Source organism: Pseudomonas sp. 05N36 (genome assembly GCF_056397385.1).
Genome location: NZ_JBFTNH010000010.1, coordinates 153,153 through 174,614 on the forward strand (window position 1 = coordinate 153,153; position 21,462 = coordinate 174,614).

Below are 21,462 nucleotides of genomic sequence, written 5' to 3' on the forward strand. Positions count from 1 at the left end.
CGTTTTTGTTTGCCCTGGATTTGACAGGCGCCCTCAATCCATTGTGGGAGCGAGCCTGCTCGCGATGGCGGTTTCACACCCGACATTGATGCAGCCTGACCCACCGCTATCGCGAGCAGGCTCGCTCCCACAGGAGATATGCGCAAATCACCATTACACCAAACAGCAAAAAGGCGCCTTTCGGCGCCTTTTGCTTTATCGCGGTTAATGTCAGGCCATTTCTGCCGTGGTCTCGAACTCAAAGGTCAACTCGCCATCCTTGATGTCGATGTGCACCACACCGCCATGCTCGGCCAGTTCGCCAAAGAGAATCTCCTCCGCCAGCGGACGCTTGATCTTGTCCTGGATCAAGCGCGCCATTGGTCGCGCACCCATGGTCGCATCGTAACCACCGGCCGCCAGCCAACTGCGTGCAGCGTCGGTGACCTCGAGCAGTACACGCTTGTCTTCCAGCTGCGCCTGCAGTTCGGTAAGGAACTTGTCCACCACGCTTTTGATGACCTCATGACTGAGGCGACCAAACTGGATAATGGTGTCCAGACGGTTACGGAATTCCGGCGTGAAGCTCTTCTTGATCACTTCCATCGCGTCGGAAGAGTGATCCTGATACGCGAAGCCGATAGAAGCCCGAGCTGCGGTTTCGGCACCGGCGTTGGTCGTCATGATGACGATCACGTTACGGAAATCCGCCTTGCGCCCGTTGTTATCGGTGAGCGTACCGTGGTCCATGACCTGCAACAGCAGGTTGAAGACTTCCGGATGCGCCTTCTCGATCTCATCGAGCAACAGCACGCAGTGGGGCTGCTTGGTGATCGCTTCAGTCAGCAGGCCGCCCTGATCGAACCCGACGTAGCCTGGAGGTGCACCGATCAAGCGCGAAACGGTGTGACGCTCCATGTACTCGGACATATCGAAGCGAACCAGCTCGATCCCCAACGCCTTGGCCAGTTGCCGGGCCGCTTCGGTTTTACCGACACCCGTAGGGCCGGCAAACAGGAACGAACCGACTGGCTTGTCAGGCGACTTCAGTCCGGCACGGGACAGCTTGATCGCGGTCGACAAGGAATCGATCGCCGCATCCTGGCCAAACACCGTCAACTTCAGATCGCGCTCAAGGTTACGCAGCAGCTCTTTATCGGAGCTGGTGACGTGTTTTGGCGGAATCCGCGCGATCTTCGCCACGATGTCCTCGACCTGAGGCACTTCGATGCGTTTCACACGCTTCTCGATTGGCTGCAGACGCTGATAGGCGCCCGCCTCGTCGATGACGTCGATGGCCTTGTCCGGCATATGCCGGTCATTGATGTAGCGCGATGCCAGTTCGGCAGCGGCGCGCAGGGCTTCATCACTGTATTCGATGTTGTGATGGAGTTCGAAACGCCCCTTGAGACCGCGCAGGATACCAATGGTGTCTTCGACCGAAGGCTCCGACACATCGACCTTCTGGAAGCGCCGTGCCAGAGCACGGTCTTTTTCGAAGATCCCACGGAATTCCTGGAACGTGGTCGAGCCGATGCAACGGATATCACCCGACGACAGCAGCGGCTTGAGCAGGTTCGAAGCATCCATGACACCGCCAGAGGCGGCACCCGCACCAATAATGGTGTGGATCTCGTCGATGAACAGGATCGCTTGCGGACGTTTTTTCAGCTCATTGAGCAGCGCCTTGAAGCGCTTCTCGAAATCGCCGCGGTACTTGGTCCCAGCGAGCAACGCGCCCAGATCGAGCGAATAAACCACGCTATTGGCCAACAGATCAGGCACCTGATTATCGACTATGCGCTTGGCCAGACCTTCGGCAATTGCGGTTTTACCCACACCTGCCTCGCCGACCAGCAACGGATTGTTTTTGCGCCGCCGCGCCAGAATCTGCGCGACACGCTCAACTTCCATTTCACGCCCGACCAATGGGTCGATACGACCCTGGCGCGCCAGTTCGTTGAGGTTGCTGGCATATGCATCCAGAGGATTGCCTGAAGAAGAAGACTCACCGCCCTCGTCGTCCTGCATATCTTGCTCACCTTCAGAGTGTTCGCCATGCCCTGGCACTTTCGAAATGCCATGAGCGATGTAATTGACGACATCAATGCGTGCAACGCTCTGCTGTTTCAGCAGGAACACCGCCTGACTCTCTTGCTCACTGAAGATTGCAACCAGCACGTTGGCGCCAGTTACTTCGCGTTTGCCCGAGCTCTGTACATGAAAGACAGCACGTTGCAGTACACGCTGGAAGCCCAGGGTTGGCTGGGTTTCGCGATCCTCGTCATGAAGGGGGATCAAAGGCGTGGTGGAGTCGATGAACTCCTGCAGGTCATGCTTGAGTTTGTCGAGGTTTGCACCGCACGCACGCAAAACGGTGGCGGCTGCCTCATTATCCAATAGAGCCAACAGGAGGTGTTCGACGGTCATGAACTCATGACGTTTCGAACGCGCCTCCTTGAAGGCGAGATTGAGGGTGACTTCGAGCTCGCGGTTTAACATAGCTTCACCTCATACCCAAGTGGTCGGCGTTAACCGTCCTTCTCGATTTCACAGAGTAGCGGATGCTGGCTTTCCCTGGCGTACTGGTTGACCTGCATGGCCTTGGTCTCGGCGATGTCGCGGGTAAACACTCCACATACTGCCCGTCCTTCTGTGTGAACGGCCAGCATGACCTTGGTCGCCAGCTCGCGATTCAGGTTAAAAAACACCTCGAGCACTTCGACGACGAAATCCATCGGTGTGTAGTCATCATTGAACAAAACCACCTTGTACATCGGCGGCGCCTGTAACACAGGCTTAGCCTCCTGTACAGCAATGCCTGCTGAATCGTCGTCGTGTAAATCAGGGCGATCCTGATTGAATGTTAGTCGAATCTGGCTGATAGCATGCATGGAAAGAAAGGTTCGTTAGTTGAGCTGAATACAGTGGTGGGGACGGCCCCAGAGCTTTTCAACCCCGACTGCTTGGTCACCTTGACTATCGGCAAATCAGTGTTACAACCAATAGAGCCCACGGTGGGTAAAAAAGGTCCGCACGGTCAACCCATTTCAGGGTTGATGCGGATTAACTGGATGATACTCCAGTGATGGAGTCTGTTGCAGAGGGATATGAGCATGGCTAGCGGTAAGGTCAAGTGGTTCAACAATGCCAAGGGATATGGCTTCATCAACGAGGACGGCAAGGACGAAGATCTCTTTGCCCACTACTCGGCCATTAAAATGGACGGCTACAAGACCTTGAAAGCAGGCCAACCCGTGAGTTTCGAGATCATCCAGGGCCCCAAAGGCCTGCACGCGATCAACATCGACTCAGTTTCAGTAAAGGCCAATGCGCCCGCGCCTGCAACGACCGTCCAGCACGAGCGTGTGTTGGGCTGATACCACCAAACTTAGAGACATAAAAAAACCGGCCGACTCATCACTTGAGTCGGCCGGTTTTTTATTTAACGCACATCAGCTTACATGTGCGAGATCAGCGCATCGCCGAACGCGGAAGAAGACAGCAGTTTGGCGCCCTCCATCAGACGTTCGAAGTCATAGGTCACGGTCTTGGCCGAGATTGCGCCGTTGGTGCCCTTGATGATCAGGTCGGCCGCTTCGGTCCAGCCCATGTGACGCAGCATCATTTCAGCAGACAGAATCAACGACCCCGGGTTGACCTGGTCCTTGCCGGCGTACTTCGGTGCAGTGCCGTGGGTGGCTTCGAACATCGCCACGGTGTCGGACAGGTTGGCACCTGGCGCGATACCGATACCACCCACCTCAGCCGCCAGGGCGTCGGACAGGTAGTCACCGTTCAGGTTCAGGGTCGCGATCACATCGTATTCAGCCGGGCGCAGCAGGATCTGCTGGAGCATGGCGTCGGCGATGGCATCCTTGACGATGACGTTCTTGCCGGTTTTYGGGTTCTTGAACTGCATCCACGGGCCGCCGTCGAGCAGGGTTGCGCCGAATTCTTCAGCGGCCACTTCGTAGGCCCACTCCTTGAAGGCACCTTCGGTGAACTTCATGATGTTGCCTTTGTGGACGATGGTCAGCGAATCGCGATCATTGTCGACAACGTATTGCAGGGCCTTGCGTGCCAGACGCTTGGTGCCTTCCAGGGAAACCGGCTTGATGCCGATACCGCAATTCTGGTCGAAACGGATCTTGGTAACGCCCATTTCTTCTTTAAGGAACTTGATGACCTTGGTCGCCTCTGGCGAACCGGCCTTCCATTCGATACCGGCATAGATGTCTTCCGAGTTCTCGCGGAAGATCGTCATGTCGACGTCGCCAGGCTTCTTGACCGGGCTGGGCACGCCTTCGAACCAGCGCACAGGGCGCAGGCACACATAAAGGTCGAGCTGCTGACGCAGCGCAACGTTGAGGGAACGGATACCGCCACCGACCGGCGTGGTCAGCGGGCCCTTGATGGAAACCACGTAATCCTTGACTGCATCCAGAGTTTCCTGAGGCAGCCAGGTGTCCTGATCGTAAACCTGAGTCGCTTTTTCCCCGGCGTAGACTTCCATCCAGGAAATTTTGCGCTCGCCGCCGTAAGCCTTCTTAACAGCAGCATCGACAACCTTGATCATGACCGGGCTGATATCAACGCCAATACCATCACCTTCAATGAAAGGGATGATCGGGTTGTTAGGAACATTGAGAGAATGGTCTGCATTGACGGTGATTTTGTCGCCGACTGCTGGAACCTGAATCTTCTTGTATCCCATGCTGAACTCCATTGTTTGGATTGAACATCTGGCTTCGTCCGAGCGTACCCCAGTTGAATCGGCACGCAAACCCTATGTTCCATCGATCTGCCGCAAAGCCGCACAGTTCGCGACGTACAAGCCTGAAAGCAAAGGGAAAAGCGCCAAACTCAAGCACGGTGGACGACTCTACGCCCCACGCACGCCTGCGACCTTTAGACCAATGGACGAGAATCGTTGCATATGAACCATCGGCAGATTGCCAGCTACCTATGTATAATGCCGCCGCTGACCGCAGGGTCACGCAGGCGGACCTCTCTAAGACGAGACTTTCCGCCTGATTAAAGCTGGACTGTTACCGCAGTCCACCCGCTTGACGCTCGACTGATGCACCCAACATCACCGCGAAGAAACCTCGACATTCGGCTCATGGATGACTTTGAACGAACGCGCTTACCCGGCGCCCCTCGAGTTTCTGCGCACGCTTTAGCAAAGAAGAGAGTTAATCCGAATATGCCCAACCGCTCGAAGATCATCTATACCTTCACCGACGAAGCCCCAGCCCTCGCCACCTATTCACTGTTGCCTATCGTAGAGGCCTTCACCGCCTCCGCTGATATCGCCGTGGAAACTCGCGATATCTCTCTTGCAGGGCGCATCCTGGCCAGCTTCCCCGAGCAATTGGGTAATAAAGCCGTAGCCGACCACCTCGCCGAACTGGGCGCGCTGGCCGTCACGCCTGAAGCCAACATCATCAAGCTGCCGAACATCAGTGCTTCGGTTCCGCAACTGCAGGCCGCAATCAAAGAACTGCAAGCCCAGGGCTATGCACTGCCGGACTACCCGGAAACCGTCACCAGCGAAGCCGACAAGGACGCCAAGTCCCGTTACGACAAGATCAAGGGCAGCGCGGTAAACCCGGTTCTGCGCGAAGGCAACTCCGATCGTCGCGCTCCGCTGTCGGTCAAGAACTACGCTCGCAAGCACCCGCACAAAATGGGCGCCTGGGCCAAGGACTCCAAGTCTCACGTCGCTCACATGAGCACCGGCGATTTCTACGGCAGCGAAAAAGCTGCCCTGATCGACGCCGCTGACGCCGTGAAAATCGAACTGATCGCTCAAGACGGCACCACCACCGTCCTGAAAGAAAAAACCACCGTGCAAGCCGGTGAGATCCTCGATTGCGCCGTGATGAGCAAAAATGCCCTGCGCAGCTTCATCGCCGCAGAAATCGAAGACGCCAAGCAAAAAGGCGTACTGCTGTCGGTTCACCTGAAAGCCACCATGATGAAGGTCTCCGACCCGATCATGTTCGGCCAGATCGTTGCCGAGTTCTATAAAGACGCCCTGGCCAAGCACGCTGACGTGCTGGCACAGATCGGCTTCAACCTGAACAACGGCATCGGCGACCTGTACGCCCGCATCAAGGCATTGCCGGCCGAGCAGCAAGCGGCGATCGAAGCCGACATCCAGGCGGTCTACGCGGTTCGTCCGTCGCTGGCGATGGTCAACTCCGACAAAGGCATCACCAACCTGCACGTGCCGAGCGACGTCATCGTCGACGCCTCGATGCCAGCCATGATCCGTGACTCCGGCAAGATGTGGGGCACCGACGGCCAGCTGCACGACACCAAGGCCGTGATCCCGGATCGCTGCTACGCCACCATCTACCAGGCGGTAATCGAAGACTGCAAGCAACACGGCGCCTTCGACCCAACCACCATGGGCAGCGTGCCAAACGTTGGCCTGATGGCGAAAAAAGCCGAAGAGTACGGCTCCCACGACAAGACCTTCCAGATCAAGGCAAACGGCGTGGTACGCGTTTCCGACAGCGCTGGTCGCACTCTGCTGGAGCAGTCGGTTGAAGCCGGCGACATCTTCCGCATGTGCCAGACCAAAGACGCGCCGATCCAGGACTGGGTCAAACTGGCGGTCAACCGTGCTCGCGCAAGCGCAACGCCGGCGATTTTCTGGCTGGACCCAATGCGCGCCCACGACGGCGTAGTGATCGAGAAAGTTCAGGCCTACCTGAAGGATCACGACACGTCCGGCCTGGACATCCGCATCATGTCGCCAGTCGACGCGATGACCTTCACCCTGGCCCGTACTCGCGAAGGCAAGGACACCATCTCGGTGACCGGCAACGTACTGCGCGACTACCTGACTGACCTGTTCCCGATCATGGAACTGGGCACCAGCGCCAAGATGCTGTCGATCGTTCCGCTGATGAATGGCGGCGGCCTGTTCGAAACCGGCGCTGGCGGTTCGGCACCGAAGCACGTTCAACAGTTGCTGGAAGAAAACTTCCTGCGCTGGGATTCCCTGGGTGAGTTCCTGGCCCTGGCCGCTTCCCTTGAGCACCTGGGTGTTACTTACAACAACCCTAAGGCGCTGGTGCTGGCCAAGACCCTGGACCAGGCCACCGGCCAGTTCCTGGACAACAACAAGTCGCCATCGCGCAAAGTCGGCAACATCGACAACCGCGGCAGCCACTTCTACCTGGCGCTGTACTGGGCCCAGGCCCTGGCCGCCCAGACTGAAGATGCAGCGCTGCAAGCGCAGTTCAGCCAACTGGCGAAAACTCTGACCGAGAACGAGGCAACCATCGTTGCCGAGCTCAACGCCGTTCAGGGCAAGCCAGTCGACATCGGCGGCTACTACCACGCCGACGCCGAGCTGATCAGCAAGGCCATGCGCCCAAGCAACACCTTCAACGCGGCGATTGCTGCGCTGGTTTAAGGTTGTAAGGATGCAAAGAAGCCCCGGCCCCGTGCCGGGGTTTCTGTTTCCAGCCTTCACACAATTCCAATGTGAACACCGGACAAATGTGGGAGCGAGCCTGCTCGCGATAGCGGTTTATCATTCAACATCGATGTCGACTGACCCGCCGCAATCGCGAGCAGGCTCGCTCCCACATTATTTTTTATTCCAGCATTAGATCGAGGAAGCTTTATGGATTGGCTACCCCACATCACCGTCGCCACCATTGTCGAAGACAACGGCCGCTTCCTGATGGTCGAAGAGCTCAAGGCCGGACGCGCGGTGCTCAATCAACCGGCCGGGCACCTGGACCCGAACGAAACCCTGACCGAAGCCGCCATTCGCGAAACCCTCGAAGAAACCGGCTGGGACGTTGAAGCCACTGGCGTGGTGGGCATCTACCTGTACACCGCTCCAAGCAACGGCGTGACTTACCAACGTGTGTGTTTTGCCGCCAAAGCAGTGAAACACCACCCCGACTATCAACTCGACGACGGCATCGTCGGCGCAAAATGGCTGACCCGCGACGAACTCCTTGCGCAACGCGACCACTGGCGCAGCGAGCTGATTATTCGCTGTATCGACGATTACCTGAGCGGTAAACTCTTCAGTCTCGAACTGATCCGCCCTTCTCTTTAGCCTTGCAGGCTCGGGCCTGATAGAATCGCGTCCTTTTTCAAGACACTCATTAAATCCCTATGCGTGATCCAGCCCCTTCTGACACACAAAAGAAGCGCGTCATTGTCGGCATGTCCGGCGGCGTGGACTCTTCCGTTTCTGCCCTACTGCTGATCGAGCAGGGTTATCAGGTGGAAGGCCTGTTCATGAAGAACTGGGAAGAGGACGACGGAACGGACTACTGCACCGCCATGGACGACCTGGCGGACGCTCAGGCCGTGTGCGACAAGATTGGCATCAAGCTGCACACCGCCAACTTCGCCGCCGAGTACTGGGACAACGTGTTCGAGCACTTCCTGGCTGAGTACAAGGCCGGCCGTACGCCGAACCCGGACATCCTGTGCAACCGTGAAATCAAGTTCAAGGCGTTCCTCGACTACGCCATGATGCTCGGCGCCGACCTGATTGCCACCGGCCATTACGTGCGCCGTCGCGACATCGATGGCCGCACCGAATTGCTCAAAGGCCTGGACCCGAACAAGGACCAAAGCTACTTCCTGCACGCTGTGGGCGGCGAACAGATCGCCAAGACCCTGTTCCCGGTCGGCGAACTGGAAAAACCCGAAGTTCGCGCGATTGCCGAGAAACACGCCCTGGCCACCGCGAAGAAGAAAGATTCCACCGGTATCTGCTTTATCGGTGAGCGACGCTTCAGCGACTTCCTCAAGCAATACCTGCCGGCACAGCCAGGCGAGATCAAGACCACCGAAGGTAAAGTGATCGGCCGCCACCATGGCCTGATGTACCACACCATCGGCCAGCGCCAGGGCCTGGGCATCGGCGGCTTGAAAGATGCCGGCGACGAGCCATGGTACGTGCTGATCAAGGACCTGGAACACAACGAGCTGATCGTTGGCCAGGGCAATGATCACCCTACGTTGTTCTCCCGCGCCCTGCTTGCCTCGGACATCTACTGGGTCAACCCGGTCGACCTGAGCTCGCCACGCAAACTCACAGCGAAAGTACGCTATCGCCAGTGCGACCAGCCTTGCACCCTGGAAAAAACCGCCAACGGCTACCGCGCCACCTTCGATGACCCGCAGCGCGCGGTCACCCCAGGTCAATCGGTGGTGTTTTACGACGGTGAAGTCTGCCTCGGTGGCGGTGTCATCGAAGTCGCCGAACCCTGGAGCAGCAAGGATTCGTGCGCATGAGCCCGACTCAGGAGCAACTGATAGCGCTCGGCGGTGTGTTTCTCGCCGCCGTGCTGGTCGACAAGATAGCCAAGACCGGGCAGGTCAGCGAAGCCGGCCTGACCTGCATGCTTGGCAGCTTGTTGATCATCGACCCCAAGGACACGCTGGAAGTCTACGGCGGCGACGATATCAATCTGCGCGAAGGTTATCGCGCATTGATCGGCGCCCTTGAACGCGACCCCAGCACCCTGCAGCGCGAACCCCTGCGCTATGCCCTGTCGATGCTCGGTCTCGAGCGGCAACTGGCCAAGCGCGGCGACATGCTTGAAGTGATCGGCAAGCGCCTGCCGCAGATTCAGTCCCAGGTCGAGCATTTCGGCCCGGCCCATGAAAACGTGATCGCCGCCTGTGGCGCGCTGTATCAGGACACCTTGAGTACCCTGCGCCAACGCATTCAGGTGCACGGCGACATGCGCAACCTGCAGCAGCCAAGCAACGCCTCGAAGATCCGCGCCCTGTTGCTGGCCGGTATCCGTTCGGCGCGCTTGTGGCGGCAGCTGGGCGGTCATCGCTGGCAGTTGGTGATCAGTCGCCGCAAACTGCTCAAAGAGCTTTATCCGCTGATGCACAGCAGCTGATCTGCGCCTGCAATACTGATTTTTAGCCTGTAACGCGTAAAACGCTGGTCAGTTGGCAACGGACCAGCGGAATTTTTTCATGTATGATACGCGCCCCATTTCGTTGCCCGACTGTCCGAGAACACCCCATGCAGCTCTCTTCGCTCACTGCGGTTTCCCCTGTTGACGGCCGCTACGCCGGCAAAACCCAGGCCCTGCGCCCAATTTTCAGCGAATACGGTCTGATCCGTGCTCGCGTCCTGGTTGAAGTGCGCTGGCTCCAGCGCCTGGCCGCTCACCCTGCCATCAGCGAAGTGCCGGCGTTCTCCGCCGAAGCTAACGCCGTGCTGAACACCCTGGCGGAAAACTTCTCTCTGGAACACGCCGAGCGCGTCAAAGAGATCGAGCGCACCACCAACCACGACGTTAAAGCCATCGAGTACCTGCTCAAGGAACAAGCTGCCAAGCTGCCTGAGCTGGCCAACGTCAGCGAATTCATCCACTTTGCCTGCACCAGCGAGGACATCAACAACCTGTCCCACGCCCTGATGCTGCGCGAAGGCCGTGATGACGTGATGCTGCCGCTGATGCGCCAGACCGCCGAAGCCATCCGCGAGCTGGCCATCCGCTTCGCCGACGTACCCATGCTGTCGCGCACCCACGGTCAGCCGGCCTCGCCGACTACCCTTGGCAAAGAACTGGCGAACGTGGTTTACCGCCTGGAGCGCCAGATCGCTCAAGTCGCGGCCGTACCGCTGCTGGGCAAGATCAACGGCGCCGTCGGCAACTACAACGCTCACCTGTCGGCTTACCCTGAGATCGACTGGGAAGCCAACGCCCGCGCCTTCATCGAAGACGAGCTGGGCCTGGGCTTCAACCCGTACACCACGCAGATCGAACCGCACGACTACATCGCCGAGCTGTTCGACGCGATCGCGCGCTTCAACACCATCCTGATCGACTTCGATCGCGATATCTGGGGCTACATCTCCCTGGGCTACTTCAAGCAGCGCACCATTGCCGGCGAAATCGGTTCCTCGACCATGCCGCACAAGGTCAACCCGATCGACTTCGAAAACTCCGAAGGCAACCTGGGCATCGCCAACGCACTGTTCCAGCACCTGGCGAGCAAACTGCCGATCTCCCGCTGGCAGCGCGACCTGACCGACTCCACCGTACTGCGCAACCTCGGTGTCGGCTTCGCCCACAGCGTGATCGCGTACGAAGCAAGTCTCAAGGGAATCAGCAAGTTAGAGCTCAATGCTCAGAAGATTTCTGCGGACCTGGACGCGTGCTGGGAAGTTCTGGCCGAGCCAATCCAGACCGTGATGCGTCGCTACAACATTGAAAACCCGTACGAAAAGCTGAAAGAACTGACGCGCGGCAAGGGCATCAGCCCTGAAGCGTTGCAGACTTTCATCGATGCACTGGACATGCCTGCCGAAGCAAAGGCCGAGTTGAAAAAGCTCACCCCGGCCAACTACATCGGCAACGCCGTGGCACAAGCCAAACGCATCTGATCGACCGCTTGACCCTTTGAGACGCCCGGCAGCGCCGGGCGTTTTTATTCCCGTCTGAAAAGTGCTTTTTTTCAATAGGTTACACATGAATCCTGATACTCCTCTTCAACTTCTGGGCGGCATCACGGCACGGGAATTCCTGCGCGACTACTGGCAGAAAAAACCACTGTTGATCCGCCAGGCGATCCCTGACTTCGAAAGCCCGATCGACGCCGACGAACTGGCCGGTCTGGCGCTGGAAGAAGAAGTCGAATCGCGCCTGGTCATCGAACACGGCGAGCGCCCTTGGGAACTGCGTCGCGGCCCGTTCGCCGAAGACGAATTCAGCAAGCTGCCAGAGCGCGAGTGGACCCTGCTGGTGCAGGCTGTCGACCAGTTCGTGCCGGAAGTCGCCGAGCTGCTGGAAAACTTCCGCTTCCTGCCGAGCTGGCGCATCGACGATGTGATGATCAGCTTTGCCGCCCCGGGTGGCAGTGTCGGTCCGCACTTCGACAACTACGACGTGTTCCTGCTGCAAGGCCACGGCAAGCGCAACTGGAAAATCGGCCAGATGTGCGATTCCGACAGCCCGCTGCTGCAACATGCCGACCTGCGCATCCTCGCCGACTTCGAAGMCACCGACGAGTGGACCCTGGAACCGGGCGACATGCTGTACTTGCCGCCGCGCCTGGCCCACTGCGGCGTGGCCGTCGATGACTGCATGACCTACTCGGTCGGTTTCCGCGCCCCAAGCGCCGCTGAAGTGCTGACCCACTTCACTGACTTCCTCAGCCAGTTCCTGCCTGACGAAGAGCGCTACACCGATGCCGACGCGCAGCCAGCGATCGACCCGCACCAGATCCAGCACGATGCGCTCGACCGCTTGAAAAGCCTGCTGGCGGAGCACATGAGCGACGAGCGCCTGTTGCTGACCTGGTTCGGCCAGTTCATGACCGAGCCACGCTACCCGGAACTGGTGGTTGGCCCGAAACTGGAAGAAGACGATCTGCTGAGCAGCCTCGAACAAGGCGCTGTGCTGATTCGCAACCCAAGCGCGCGCCTGGCCTGGTCCGAAGTCGACGACGACCTGCTGCTGTTCGCCAGCGGCCAGAGCCGTTATCTGCCGGGCAAACTGCGTGAACTGCTGAAAATGATTTGCGCCGCCGATGCGCTGCACATTGACAACCTTGGCCAATGGCTGAGCGATGAAGACGGCCGCAGCCTGCTGTGCGAACTGGTCAAGCAAGGTAGCCTGGGATTTGCCGATGAATAAGATTCACGTACGTGTCGCAGACTGGCAAAAGGACAACGCCGAGATCCGGCGCATTCGTGAAACGGTGTTCATCGCCGAGCAATCCGTTCCACCTGAACTGGAATGGGATGCCGACGACGCGAGCGCCGTGCATTTCCTCGCCTTCGAAGGCGACTTTCCGATTGGCACCGCCCGCCTGCTGCCCGATGGTCACATCGGCCGGGTGTCGGTGCTCAAGGACTGGCGCGGCCTGAAGGTCGGCGACAAGCTGATGCAAGCGGTGATCGGTGAAGCCGAGAAGCGCGGGCTCAAGCAGCAGATGCTCAGCGCGCAGGTGCAGGCGACAGCGTTCTACGAGCGCCTGGGCTTTACCGTAGTCAGTGAAGAGTTCCTGGAAGCAGGAATTCCGCATGTGGACATGGTTCGCAAGGGCTGATTACCTGTGGCGAGGGAGCTTGCTCCCGCTGGGTCGCGAAGCGGCCCCAAAATTATTAGGGCTGCTGCGCAGCCCAGCGGGAGCAAGCTCCCTCGCCACAAGTACACACCAGTAACACCACAAAACGCCCCGCTATCCTCAGGTAGCGGGGCGTTTTGCTGTCTACGATTCAACTTGCCCCACCGCAGGCCGACAAACTGGCAAACTCAAGCCTTTGATCGCGGAGATAACGGACATGTCCCTACGCACCCTGCTCACCACGCTGCTACTGACCTGCAGTTTCTCGGTCGTCGCCGCTACCGAAGTGGTGCAGCTCAACAATCGCACCAGCGCCGACCTGCTGCCCGTGGCGCAGAATATTATCGGCAGGGACGGCAAGGTCAGCGCCTACGGCAACCAGCTGATCGTCAACGCCGAACCCGACAAGATCGACGAACTCAAAGCCCTGATCGCACAGCTCGACACCGCGCCCAAACGCCTGCTGATCACGGTCGACACCAACGAAAACAACCAGCAGAACAACGCCGATCGGCAAACGCAGATCATCACCTACAGCACCGACAGCCGTGAAGGCGGCATCCAGCAGGTCCAGACCAGCGAAGGCACACCCGCCCTGATCCAGATCGGCCAGAGCGTGCCACTGACCACCACCCAGACCGACACCTACACCAGCCTGCCAAACCAGACAAACACCTCCGGCCAGCCGCAAAACCCGCTCAACAACTACGCTCACCAGCAAAACCAGACCCAATACCGCAACGTCACCCAGGGCTTCTACGTCACCGCCAGCGTCACCGGCGACATCGTTCACCTGGCAATCAGTACCAACCGTGACCGGATGAGCCAGGAGCGTCCCGATGTAGTGAACGTTCAAAGTACCGACACAACCGTCAGCGGTCGCCTAGGCGAGTGGATCACCCTGGCTGGCGTCAACCGCCAGACTCAAGCCGACAAACAGGCCATGAGCCGCAGCTACTCTACTCAGGGGCGGGATGACATGACATTGCGAGTCAAAGTCGACACCTTGGACTAACACACCAAAAACTGACTGATTAGTCGTATTAGACTAAAGATGTAGTGCTTGAAAAATAGCACTACAAAACGTTTGACGAGCCAAAAAAGCGAAGGCATGATGGCCTCGCTCCCGCTAATCAGGGGCCCTGGCAAGGGCCTTCGGGTCGCGCTCTAACCTTACCGACCTGAGCCGATTCGTGTCTGTACCGCCCACAAGGTGTGTTTGACGAGGTTGCGACTGGAACGAAGTTGTCCCGAGGGACGGAAGCGTAATAGGTAGCCCGGCAACACACTGATGATCGTATAAAGGCCCACGACGCCCGAATGCGCCCGCCAGTTCGCCCTTACCTGCTCAGCTTTCATCCTCGAGCCCATCGTTCATCCCGTCGCCTTCCCCGCCAGACCCGACTTGACCGCCTAAGCTTCTGGTCAGCGAGCGCCATCTACGCCCCATTTGAATGTGCGTACCTGGCAACAGGAATTTTCCACCAGACCTATGCGACGAGGTTTATCTCCATGGCACTGACACGCGAACAGCAAATTGCAGCCCTTGAAAAAGACTGGGCTGAAAACCCGCGCTGGAAAGGCGTGACGCGCACTTACTCCGCTGCTGACGTCGTCCGTCTGCGTGGCTCGGTTCAACCTGAGCACACCTTTGCAAAAATGGGCGCCGAGAAGCTCTGGAATCTGGTTACCCAGGGTGCCAAGCCAGCCTTCCGCCCCGAGAAAGATTTCGTCAACTGCATGGGCGCCCTGACCGGCGGCCAGGCGGTACAACAAGTTAAAGCCGGTATCCAGGCGATCTACCTGTCGGGCTGGCAGGTTGCTGCAGACAACAACTCTGCAGAATCGATGTACCCAGACCAGTCGCTGTACCCGGTTGACTCCGTACCGACCGTGGTCAAGCGCATCAACAACTCGTTCCGTCGTGCCGACCAGATCCAGTGGAAAGCCGGCAAGAACCCGGGCGACGAAGGTTACATCGACTACTTCGCTCCGATCGTTGCCGACGCTGAAGCCGGTTTCGGCGGCGTGCTGAACGCCTACGAACTGATGAAGAGCATGATCGAAGCAGGCGCTGCCGGCGTTCACTTCGAAGACCAACTGGCTTCCGTGAAAAAATGCGGCCACATGGGCGGCAAGGTACTGGTTCCTACCCAGGAAGCCGTACAGAAGCTGACCGCTGCGCGCCTGGCGGCTGACGTTGCTGGTACTCCGACCATCATCCTGGCCCGTACCGACGCTAACGCGGCTGATTTGCTGACGTCCGACTGCGACCCGTACGACCAGCCATTCGTGACTGGCGAACGCACCCAGGAAGGCTTCTACAAAGTACGCGCCGGCCTCGACCAGGCTATCGCTCGCGGCCTGGCCTACGCGCCGTACGCCGACCTGATCTGGTGCGAAACCGCCAAGCCAGACCTGGACGAAGCCCGTCGCTTCGCTGAAGCGATCAAAAAGGAATACCCAGACCAACTGCTGTCGTACAACTGCTCGCCTTCCTTCAACTGGAAGAAAAACCTGGACGACGCGACCATCGCCAAGTTCCAGCGCGAACTGTCCGCCATGGGCTACAAGCACCAATTCATCACCCTGGCCGGCATTCACAACATGTGGCACAGCATGTTCAACCTGGCGCACGACTACGCCCGCAACGACATGACTGCCTACGTGAAGCTGCAAGAGCAGGAGTTCGCTGACGCGGCCAAGGGTTACACCTTCGTGGCGCACCAGCAGGAAGTGGGCACCGGCTACTTCGACGACATGACCACCGTGATTCAGGGCGGCTCGTCTTCGGTTACCGCGCTGACCGGTTCGACTGAAGAAGAACAGTTCCACTGATCCGCTTCACCTGAGCAAACGGCCCTTCCGGACCGGGTAGAAAACTAACCGGAATGCCGCACATCTGACGCCCCGACTGGTTCGGGGCGTTTTTTTTGCCCGGGATTCGAAAGCAACCACCGAACCCTGTGGGAGCGAGCCTGCTCGCGATGGCGGATTGTCAGGCAGCACAGTATCGACTGGAAGGCCGCTATCGCGAGCAGGCTCGCTCCCACAAGGGATGATGGCGAGCAAAGGGAAACATTGATCCAGGGCGGTATTTCGATCGGCAAAACAGGGTAAAACGGCCCCGCGTGCTACTTGCAGTAGCCGGTATGTAAGCGCAACTTTCCAGCCACCACCCCGACTAACAGTTCAAAAACCACTGCAAACAATATTGATTATCATTTGACGCGATTCATGTTCGTTACAACACGCACAAAACATTATTGACGAAACCCCGGCTAATGCCCGCAACGCATGGGCTGCAGGCCTTTTGAGGTGCGCTATGTCCTTATTCTTATAAATAATTTCGCTACAGGAATTTTACTTGCACGGTGTTTAGCCATAAAATCACCGCGATTGATTGCTGCGACATATCGTCACTGCTTTATTTCTTTTCAAGCTCAGAGACCTTTGCTCTCTGTTAAGGATTACCAGCATGCCCGAAGCGACAGGACTCATGGCCCACAACTGGGGCTTTGCCATTTTCCTTCTGGGTGTCGGCGGCCTGTGCGCCTTCATGCTCGGCGTCTCCAGCCTCCTCGGGTCAAAAGCCTGGGGCCGCAGCAAAAACGAACCGTTCGAGTCCGGCATGCTACCTACCGGTGGCGCCCGCTTGCGGCTCTCAGCCAAATTCTATCTGGTCGCGATGCTGTTCGTGATCTTCGATATCGAAGCCCTATTTCTCTTTGCCTGGTCTGTGTCCGTCCGCGAAAGCGGCTGGACCGGATTCGTCGAAGCTCTCGTTTTCATAGCAATTCTGTTGGCAGGTCTTGTCTACCTATTTCGAGTGGGCGCCCTTGATTGGGCTCCGGCAGCTCGTCATAAGCGGCAGGCGAAGCTGAAACAATGAGGCTTTGGCGATGCAATACAATCTCACCAGGATCGACCCCGATGCTCCTAACGAGCAGTATCCGATCGGCGCACGGGAAACCGTCTCCGATCCGTTAGAAGATCAAGTCCACAAAAACATTTTCATGGGCAAGCTCGAAGACGTGCTTAACGGCACGATCAACTGGGGGCGTAAGAACTCCCTGTGGCCGTATAACTTCGGTCTTTCGTGCTGCTACGTGGAAATGACCACCGCCTTCACGGCGCCCCACGACATCGCGCGTTTTGGCGCCGAGGTTATCCGGGCATCGCCGCGTCAAGCGGATTTCATGGTTATTGCCGGAACCTGCTTCATCAAGATGGCGCCGATCATTCAGCGTCTCTACGAGCAGATGCTCGAGCCGAAGTGGGTTATCTCCATGGGTTCGTGCGCCAACTCCGGTGGCATGTACGACATCTACTCCGTCGTTCAAGGGGTGGACAAGTTCCTGCCCGTGGACGTCTACGTGCCTGGCTGCCCGCCCCGCCCTGAAGCTTTTCTGCAAGGCTTGATGCTGTTGCAGGAGTCGATTGGCCAGGAGCGTCGCCCACTTTCCTGGGTCGTTGGCGATCAAGGCGTTTACCGCGCCGAGATGCCTTCGCAAAAGGAACAGCGCCGCGAACAGCGTATTCAGGTAACCAACCTGCGCAGCCCCGACGAAGTCTGATCCAGATCTGTTCTTACAAAGAAACGAGAAACTGGCTTCATTCTTTACGTTGACCGAAAGCGATAAAAAAACCATGACTACAGGCAGTGCTCTGTACATCCCGCCTTACAAGGCAGACGACCAGGATGTGGTCGTCGAATTGAACAACCGTTTTGGCCCTGAGGCGTTCAGCGCCCAGGCCACCCGCACCGGCATGCCGGTGCTTTGGGTTGCCCGTGCCAAACTCGTCGAAGTCCTGACCTTCCTGCGCAACCTGCCCAAGCCGTACGTCATGCTCTATGACCTGCACGGCGTGGACGAGCGTCTGCGCACCAAGCGCCAGGGTTTGCCGAGCGGTGCCGACTTCACTGTGTTCTATCACTTGATGTCGATCGAACGTAATAGTGACGTAATGATCAAGGTCGCCTTGTCCGAGAGCGACCTCAGCGTGCCGACCGTGACCGGTATCTGGCCGAACGCCAACTGGTACGAGCGTGAAGTGTGGGACATGTACGGCATCAACTTTGCCGGCCACCCGCACCTGACCCGCATCATGATGCCGCCGACCTGGGAAGGTCACCCGCTGCGCAAGGACTTCCCGGCCCGTGCCACCGAGTTCGACCCGTTCAGCCTGACGCTGGCCAAGCATCAGCTTGAAGAAGAAGCTGCGCGCTTCAAGCCTGAAGACTGGGGCATGAAACGTTCCGGTGCCAACGAGGACTACATGTTCCTCAACCTGGGGCCGAACCACCCTTCCGCTCACGGTGCGTTCCGCATCATCCTGCAACTGGACGGCGAAGAGATCGTCGACTGCGTGCCGGACGTTGGCTACCACCACCGTGGTGCCGAGAAGATGGCCGAGCGTCAGTCCTGGCACAGCTTCATCCCGTACACCGACCGTATCGACTACCTCGGCGGCGTGATGAACAACCTGCCGTACGTGCTCTCGGTCGAGAAGCTGGCCGGCATCAAGGTGCCTGAGAAGGTCGACGTCATCCGCATCATGATGGCCGAGTTCTTCCGGATCACCAGCCATCTGCTGTTCCTGGGGACGTACATCCAGGACGTCGGCGCCATGACCCCGGTGTTCTTCACCTTCACCGACCGCCAGAAGGCGTACACGGTGATCGAAGCCATCACCGGTTTCCGCCTGCACCCGGCCTGGTACCGCATCGGCGGCGTCGCCCACGACTTGCCGCGCGGCTGGCAAAAACTGGTCAAGGACTTCGTCGAGTGGATGCCAAAGCGTCTGGACGAATACCAGAAAGCCGCACTGGACAACAGCATCCTGCGTGGCCGGACCATCGGCGTCGCCGCCTACAACACCAAGGAAGCCCTGGAATGGGGCGTCACCGGTGCAGGCTTGCGTTCGACCGGTTGCAATTTCGACCTGCGTAAAGCCCGTCCGTACTCCGGCTACGAGAACTTCGAATTCGAAGTGCCGCTGGCGGCCAATGGCGATGCCTATGATCGTTGCATCGTGCGCGTGGAAGAAATGCGCCAGAGCATCAAGATCATCGACCAGTGCCTGCGCAACATGCCGGAAGGCCCGTACAAGGCGGATCACCCGCTGACCACGCCGCCGCCGAAAGAGCGCACGCTGCAGCACATTGAGACCTTGATCACGCACTTCCTGCAAGTTTCGTGGGGCCCGGTCATGCCGGCCAACGAATCCTTCCAGATGATCGAAGCGACCAAGGGCATCAACAGTTATTACCTGACGAGCGATGGCGGCACCATGAGCTACCGCACCCGGATTCGCACCCCAAGCTTCCCGCATCTGCAGCAGATCCCTTCGGTGATCAAAGGCAGCATGGTCGCGGACTTGATCGCGTACCTGGGTAGTATCGACTTCGTTATGGCCGACGTGGACCGCTAAGCATGAATAGCACGCTTATCCAGACAGACCGTTTCGCCCTGAGCGAAACCGAGCGCTCGGCCATCGAGCACGAGCTGCATCACTACGAAGACCCGCGCGCGGCGTCGATCGAAGCCCTGAAGATCGTCCAGAAGGAACGTGGCTGGGTGCCTGACGGCGCGCTCTACGCCATCGGCGAAATCCTCGGCATCCCGGCCAGCGACGTTGAAGGCGTGGCGACGTTCTATAGCCAGATCTTCCGTCAGCCAGTCGGTCGTCACATCATTCGCGTCTGCGACAGCATGGTCTGCTACATCGGTGGCCACGAGTCGGTGGTCAGCGAAATCCAGAGCAAGCTGGGCATCGGCCTGGGTCAAACCACCGCCGACGGTCGTTTCACCCTGCTGCCGGTCTGCTGCCTCGGCAACTGCGACAAGGCGCCGGCGTTGATGATCGACGACGACACATTCGGTGATGTGCAGCCTGCTGGCGTTGCCAAATTGCTCGAGGGCTACGTATGACCCTGACTTCCTTCGGCCCTGCCAACCGCATCAAGCGCAGCGCAGAGACCCACCCGCTGACCTGGCGTCTGCGTGACGACGGCGAGGCTGTCTGGCTCGACGAGTACCAGGCCAAGAACGGCTACGCGGCAGCGCGTAAAGCCTTCGCCGACATGTCCCAGGACGATATCGTCCAGACCGTCAAGGACTCCGGCCTCAAGGGTCGTGGCGGCGCAGGTTTCCCCACTGGCGTGAAGTGGGGCCTGATGCCCAAAGACGAATCCATGAACATCCGCTACCTGCTGTGCAACGCGGATGAAATGGAACCCAACACCTGGAAAGACCGCATGCTGATGGAGCAACTGCCCCATCTGCTGATCGAAGGCATGCTGATCAGTGCCCGCGCACTGAAAACCTACCGCGGTTACATCTTCCTGCGTGGCGAATACACCACCGCCGCCAAGCACCTGAATCGTGCCGTGGAAGAAGCCAAGGCTGCGGGCCTGCTGGGCAAGAACATCCTGGGCAGCGGTTTCGATTTCGAACTGTTCGTCCACACCGGCGCCGGGCGTTACATCTGCGGTGAAGAAACCGCACTGATCAACTCCCTCGAAGGCCGCCGTGCCAACCCGCGCTCCAAGCCGCCCTTCCCTGCCGCCGTTGGCGTATGGGGCAAGCCGACCTGCGTGAACAACGTCGAAACGCTGTGCAACGTGCCAGCGATCATCGGCGACGGCGTGGACTGGTACAAATCCCTCGCTCGCGAAGGCAGTGAAGACCACGGCACCAAGCTGATGGGCTTCTCCGGCAAAGTGAAGAACCCTGGCCTGTGGGAACTGCCGTTCGGCGTCCCTGCGCGCGAGCTGTTCGAAGACTACGCCGGCGGCATGCGCGACGGTTACAAGCTCAAGTGCTGGCAGCCAGGCGGCGCCGGTACCGGCTTCCTGTTGCCGGAACACCTGGACGCACAAATGTACGCCGGCGGCATCGCCAAAGTGGGCACCCGTATGGGTACCGGCCTGGCCATGGCAGTGGACGACAGCGTCAACATGGTGTCCCTGCTGCGCAACATGGAAGAGTTCTTCGCCCGTGAGTCGTGTGGTTTCTGCACCCCGTGCCGTGACGGTTTGCCGTGGAGCGTCAAGCTCCTGCGCGCCATCGAAAACGGTGAAGGGCAAGCCGGCGACATCGAGACCCTGCTGGGTCTGGTCGGCTTCCTCGGCCCAGGCAAGACCTTCTGTGCTCACGCACCGGGTGCCGTGGAGCCATTGGGCAGTGCCATCAAGTATTTCCGTCCAGAGTTCGAAGCCGGTATCGCGCCTACCCGCGCCGCCGTCCCGCCTCTGGCAAGGCCGATCGTAGTCGGCGCTTAACGCTTTAAAAAAGGCGAACGGTCCGTGCCGTTCGCCTTTCGTCCGATGACGCCTTTCAAGGCTGTTTGGATTTGGACGGATAACAAGATTCCATTAGCCACGCC

18 protein-coding genes are annotated in these 21,462 nt (G+C 58.7%); 15 read left to right on the forward strand and 3 right to left on the reverse strand.

From position 1 onward, the window contains the following. Window positions 1-210: 210 nt before the first annotated feature. Together clpA and clpS are read right to left on the reverse strand one after the other, a co-directional pair. Window positions 211-2,481 carry an ATP-dependent Clp protease ATP-binding subunit ClpA gene (clpA, locus tag AC1DIH_RS15080; RefSeq protein WP_427537189.1) on the reverse strand — a complete coding sequence of 757 codons (2,271 nt, stop codon included), beginning with the start codon at window positions 2,479-2,481 and terminating at the stop codon, window positions 211-213. A gap of 29 nt (window positions 2,482-2,510) precedes the next feature. Then, window positions 2,511-2,873 (reverse strand): ATP-dependent Clp protease adapter ClpS, encoded by a 363-nt coding sequence (gene clpS, locus AC1DIH_RS15085; protein WP_477772270.1) that lies wholly within the window; start codon window positions 2,871-2,873, stop codon window positions 2,511-2,513. 222 nt (window positions 2,874-3,095) lie between these two features. Between clpS and cspD the strand changes: the two genes are divergently transcribed. Further along, window positions 3,096-3,359, forward strand: coding sequence for a cold shock domain-containing protein CspD (cspD, locus tag AC1DIH_RS15090; RefSeq protein WP_477772271.1), 264 nt, complete (start codon window positions 3,096-3,098; stop codon window positions 3,357-3,359). A gap of 80 nt (window positions 3,360-3,439) precedes the next feature. Here the strand turns inward: cspD and icd are convergent, their stop codons facing one another. Beyond that, on the reverse strand, window positions 3,440-4,696 hold the full coding sequence (gene icd / locus AC1DIH_RS15095; RefSeq protein WP_054597846.1) for an NADP-dependent isocitrate dehydrogenase: 1,257 nt from the start codon (window positions 4,694-4,696) through the stop codon (window positions 3,440-3,442). Between the two features lie 492 nt (window positions 4,697-5,188). Here icd and AC1DIH_RS15100 point away from each other — a divergent pair, with 492 nt between their 5' ends. From AC1DIH_RS15100 to nuoF, 14 genes are all read left to right on the forward strand, one after another. Continuing rightward, window positions 5,189-7,414 carry an NADP-dependent isocitrate dehydrogenase gene (locus AC1DIH_RS15100; RefSeq protein WP_477772272.1) on the forward strand — a complete coding sequence of 742 codons (2,226 nt, stop codon included), beginning with the start codon at window positions 5,189-5,191 and terminating at the stop codon, window positions 7,412-7,414. A 213-nt stretch (window positions 7,415-7,627) separates the two neighbouring features. After that, entirely contained in the window at window positions 7,628-8,074 is a 447-nt protein-coding gene (locus AC1DIH_RS15105; protein WP_429538575.1) for an NUDIX hydrolase, read from the forward strand. A gap of 59 nt (window positions 8,075-8,133) precedes the next feature. Next, window positions 8,134-9,267 carry a tRNA 2-thiouridine(34) synthase MnmA gene (gene mnmA / locus AC1DIH_RS15110; protein ID WP_477772273.1) on the forward strand — a complete coding sequence of 378 codons (1,134 nt, stop codon included), beginning with the start codon at window positions 8,134-8,136 and terminating at the stop codon, window positions 9,265-9,267. After that, window positions 9,264-9,887, forward strand: coding sequence for a high frequency lysogenization protein HflD (hflD, locus tag AC1DIH_RS15115; protein ID WP_019689830.1), 624 nt, complete (start codon window positions 9,264-9,266; stop codon window positions 9,885-9,887). Before mnmA ends, hflD begins: the two co-directional genes overlap by 4 nt. Before the next feature lie 128 nt (window positions 9,888-10,015). After that, entirely contained in the window at window positions 10,016-11,386 is a 1,371-nt protein-coding gene (gene purB / locus AC1DIH_RS15120) for an adenylosuccinate lyase (RefSeq protein WP_103319869.1), read from the forward strand. An 85-nt stretch (window positions 11,387-11,471) separates the two neighbouring features. Further along, window positions 11,472-12,638 (forward strand): ribosomal protein uL16 3-hydroxylase, encoded by a 1,167-nt coding sequence (locus AC1DIH_RS15125; RefSeq protein ID WP_477772274.1) that lies wholly within the window; start codon window positions 11,472-11,474, stop codon window positions 12,636-12,638. Next, entirely contained in the window at window positions 12,631-13,053 is a 423-nt protein-coding gene (locus tag AC1DIH_RS15130) for a GNAT family N-acetyltransferase (protein WP_477772275.1), read from the forward strand. The genes AC1DIH_RS15125 and AC1DIH_RS15130 overlap by 8 nt, the downstream gene beginning before the upstream one ends. 235 nt (window positions 13,054-13,288) lie before the next feature. Then, a complete protein-coding gene (locus tag AC1DIH_RS15135) occupies window positions 13,289-14,086 on the forward strand; it encodes a secretin N-terminal domain-containing protein (protein WP_477772276.1) in 798 nt (265 codons plus the stop codon). Window positions 14,087-14,583: 497 nt separating this feature from the next. After that, window positions 14,584-15,909, forward strand: a complete 1,326-nt coding sequence (gene aceA, locus AC1DIH_RS15140; RefSeq protein ID WP_019689825.1) for an isocitrate lyase — start codon at window positions 14,584-14,586, stop codon at window positions 15,907-15,909. 640 nt (window positions 15,910-16,549) lie between these two features. Next, a complete protein-coding gene (locus tag AC1DIH_RS15145) occupies window positions 16,550-16,963 on the forward strand; it encodes an NADH-quinone oxidoreductase subunit A (protein ID WP_019689824.1) in 414 nt (137 codons plus the stop codon). A 10-nt stretch (window positions 16,964-16,973) separates the two neighbouring features. Then, complete coding sequence (locus AC1DIH_RS15150) at window positions 16,974-17,648, forward strand: NuoB/complex I 20 kDa subunit family protein (RefSeq protein ID WP_019689823.1); 675 nt, start codon at window positions 16,974-16,976, stop codon at window positions 17,646-17,648. Window positions 17,649-17,721: 73 nt separating this feature from the next. Then, window positions 17,722-19,506: an NADH-quinone oxidoreductase subunit C/D gene (gene nuoC, locus AC1DIH_RS15155; protein ID WP_427547414.1), complete on the forward strand. Its 1,785-nt coding sequence runs from the start codon at window positions 17,722-17,724 to the stop codon at window positions 19,504-19,506. Between the two features lie 2 nt (window positions 19,507-19,508). Further along, a complete protein-coding gene (gene nuoE / locus AC1DIH_RS15160; RefSeq protein WP_007970445.1) occupies window positions 19,509-20,006 on the forward strand; it encodes an NADH-quinone oxidoreductase subunit NuoE in 498 nt (165 codons plus the stop codon). Next, window positions 20,003-21,358 carry an NADH-quinone oxidoreductase subunit NuoF gene (gene nuoF, locus AC1DIH_RS15165; protein ID WP_019689821.1) on the forward strand — a complete coding sequence of 452 codons (1,356 nt, stop codon included), beginning with the start codon at window positions 20,003-20,005 and terminating at the stop codon, window positions 21,356-21,358. The genes nuoE and nuoF overlap by 4 nt, the downstream gene beginning before the upstream one ends. Window positions 21,359-21,462 lie beyond the last annotated feature (104 nt).

Excerpts from the sequence above, each read along its gene's own strand:
- AC1DIH_RS15150 (WP_019689823.1), top strand. The coding sequence starts at position 16,974 with ATGCAATACAATCTCACCAGGATCGACCCCGATGCTCCTAACGAGCAG.
- AC1DIH_RS15135 (WP_477772276.1), top strand. The coding sequence starts at position 13,289 with ATGTCCCTACGCACCCTGCTCACCACGCTGCTACTGACCTGCAGTTTC.
- AC1DIH_RS15105 (WP_429538575.1), top strand. The coding sequence starts at position 7,628 with ATGGATTGGCTACCCCACATCACCGTCGCCACCATTGTCGAAGACAAC.
- clpA (WP_427537189.1), bottom strand. The coding sequence starts at position 2,481 with ATGTTAAACCGCGAGCTCGAAGTCACCCTCAATCTCGCCTTCAAGGAG.
- cspD (WP_477772271.1), top strand. The coding sequence starts at position 3,096 with ATGGCTAGCGGTAAGGTCAAGTGGTTCAACAATGCCAAGGGATATGGC.
- purB (WP_103319869.1), top strand. The coding sequence starts at position 10,016 with ATGCAGCTCTCTTCGCTCACTGCGGTTTCCCCTGTTGACGGCCGCTAC.
- AC1DIH_RS15130 (WP_477772275.1), top strand. The coding sequence starts at position 12,631 with ATGAATAAGATTCACGTACGTGTCGCAGACTGGCAAAAGGACAACGCC.
- nuoF (WP_019689821.1), top strand. The coding sequence starts at position 20,003 with ATGACCCTGACTTCCTTCGGCCCTGCCAACCGCATCAAGCGCAGCGCA.
- mnmA (WP_477772273.1), top strand. The coding sequence starts at position 8,134 with ATGCGTGATCCAGCCCCTTCTGACACACAAAAGAAGCGCGTCATTGTC.
- aceA (WP_019689825.1), top strand. The coding sequence starts at position 14,584 with ATGGCACTGACACGCGAACAGCAAATTGCAGCCCTTGAAAAAGACTGG.
- hflD (WP_019689830.1), top strand. The coding sequence starts at position 9,264 with ATGAGCCCGACTCAGGAGCAACTGATAGCGCTCGGCGGTGTGTTTCTC.
- clpS (WP_477772270.1), bottom strand. The coding sequence starts at position 2,873 with ATGCATGCTATCAGCCAGATTCGACTAACATTCAATCAGGATCGCCCT.
- nuoC (WP_427547414.1), top strand. The coding sequence starts at position 17,722 with ATGACTACAGGCAGTGCTCTGTACATCCCGCCTTACAAGGCAGACGAC.
- nuoE (WP_007970445.1), top strand. The coding sequence starts at position 19,509 with ATGAATAGCACGCTTATCCAGACAGACCGTTTCGCCCTGAGCGAAACC.
- AC1DIH_RS15100 (WP_477772272.1), top strand. The coding sequence starts at position 5,189 with ATGCCCAACCGCTCGAAGATCATCTATACCTTCACCGACGAAGCCCCA.
- AC1DIH_RS15145 (WP_019689824.1), top strand. The coding sequence starts at position 16,550 with ATGCCCGAAGCGACAGGACTCATGGCCCACAACTGGGGCTTTGCCATT.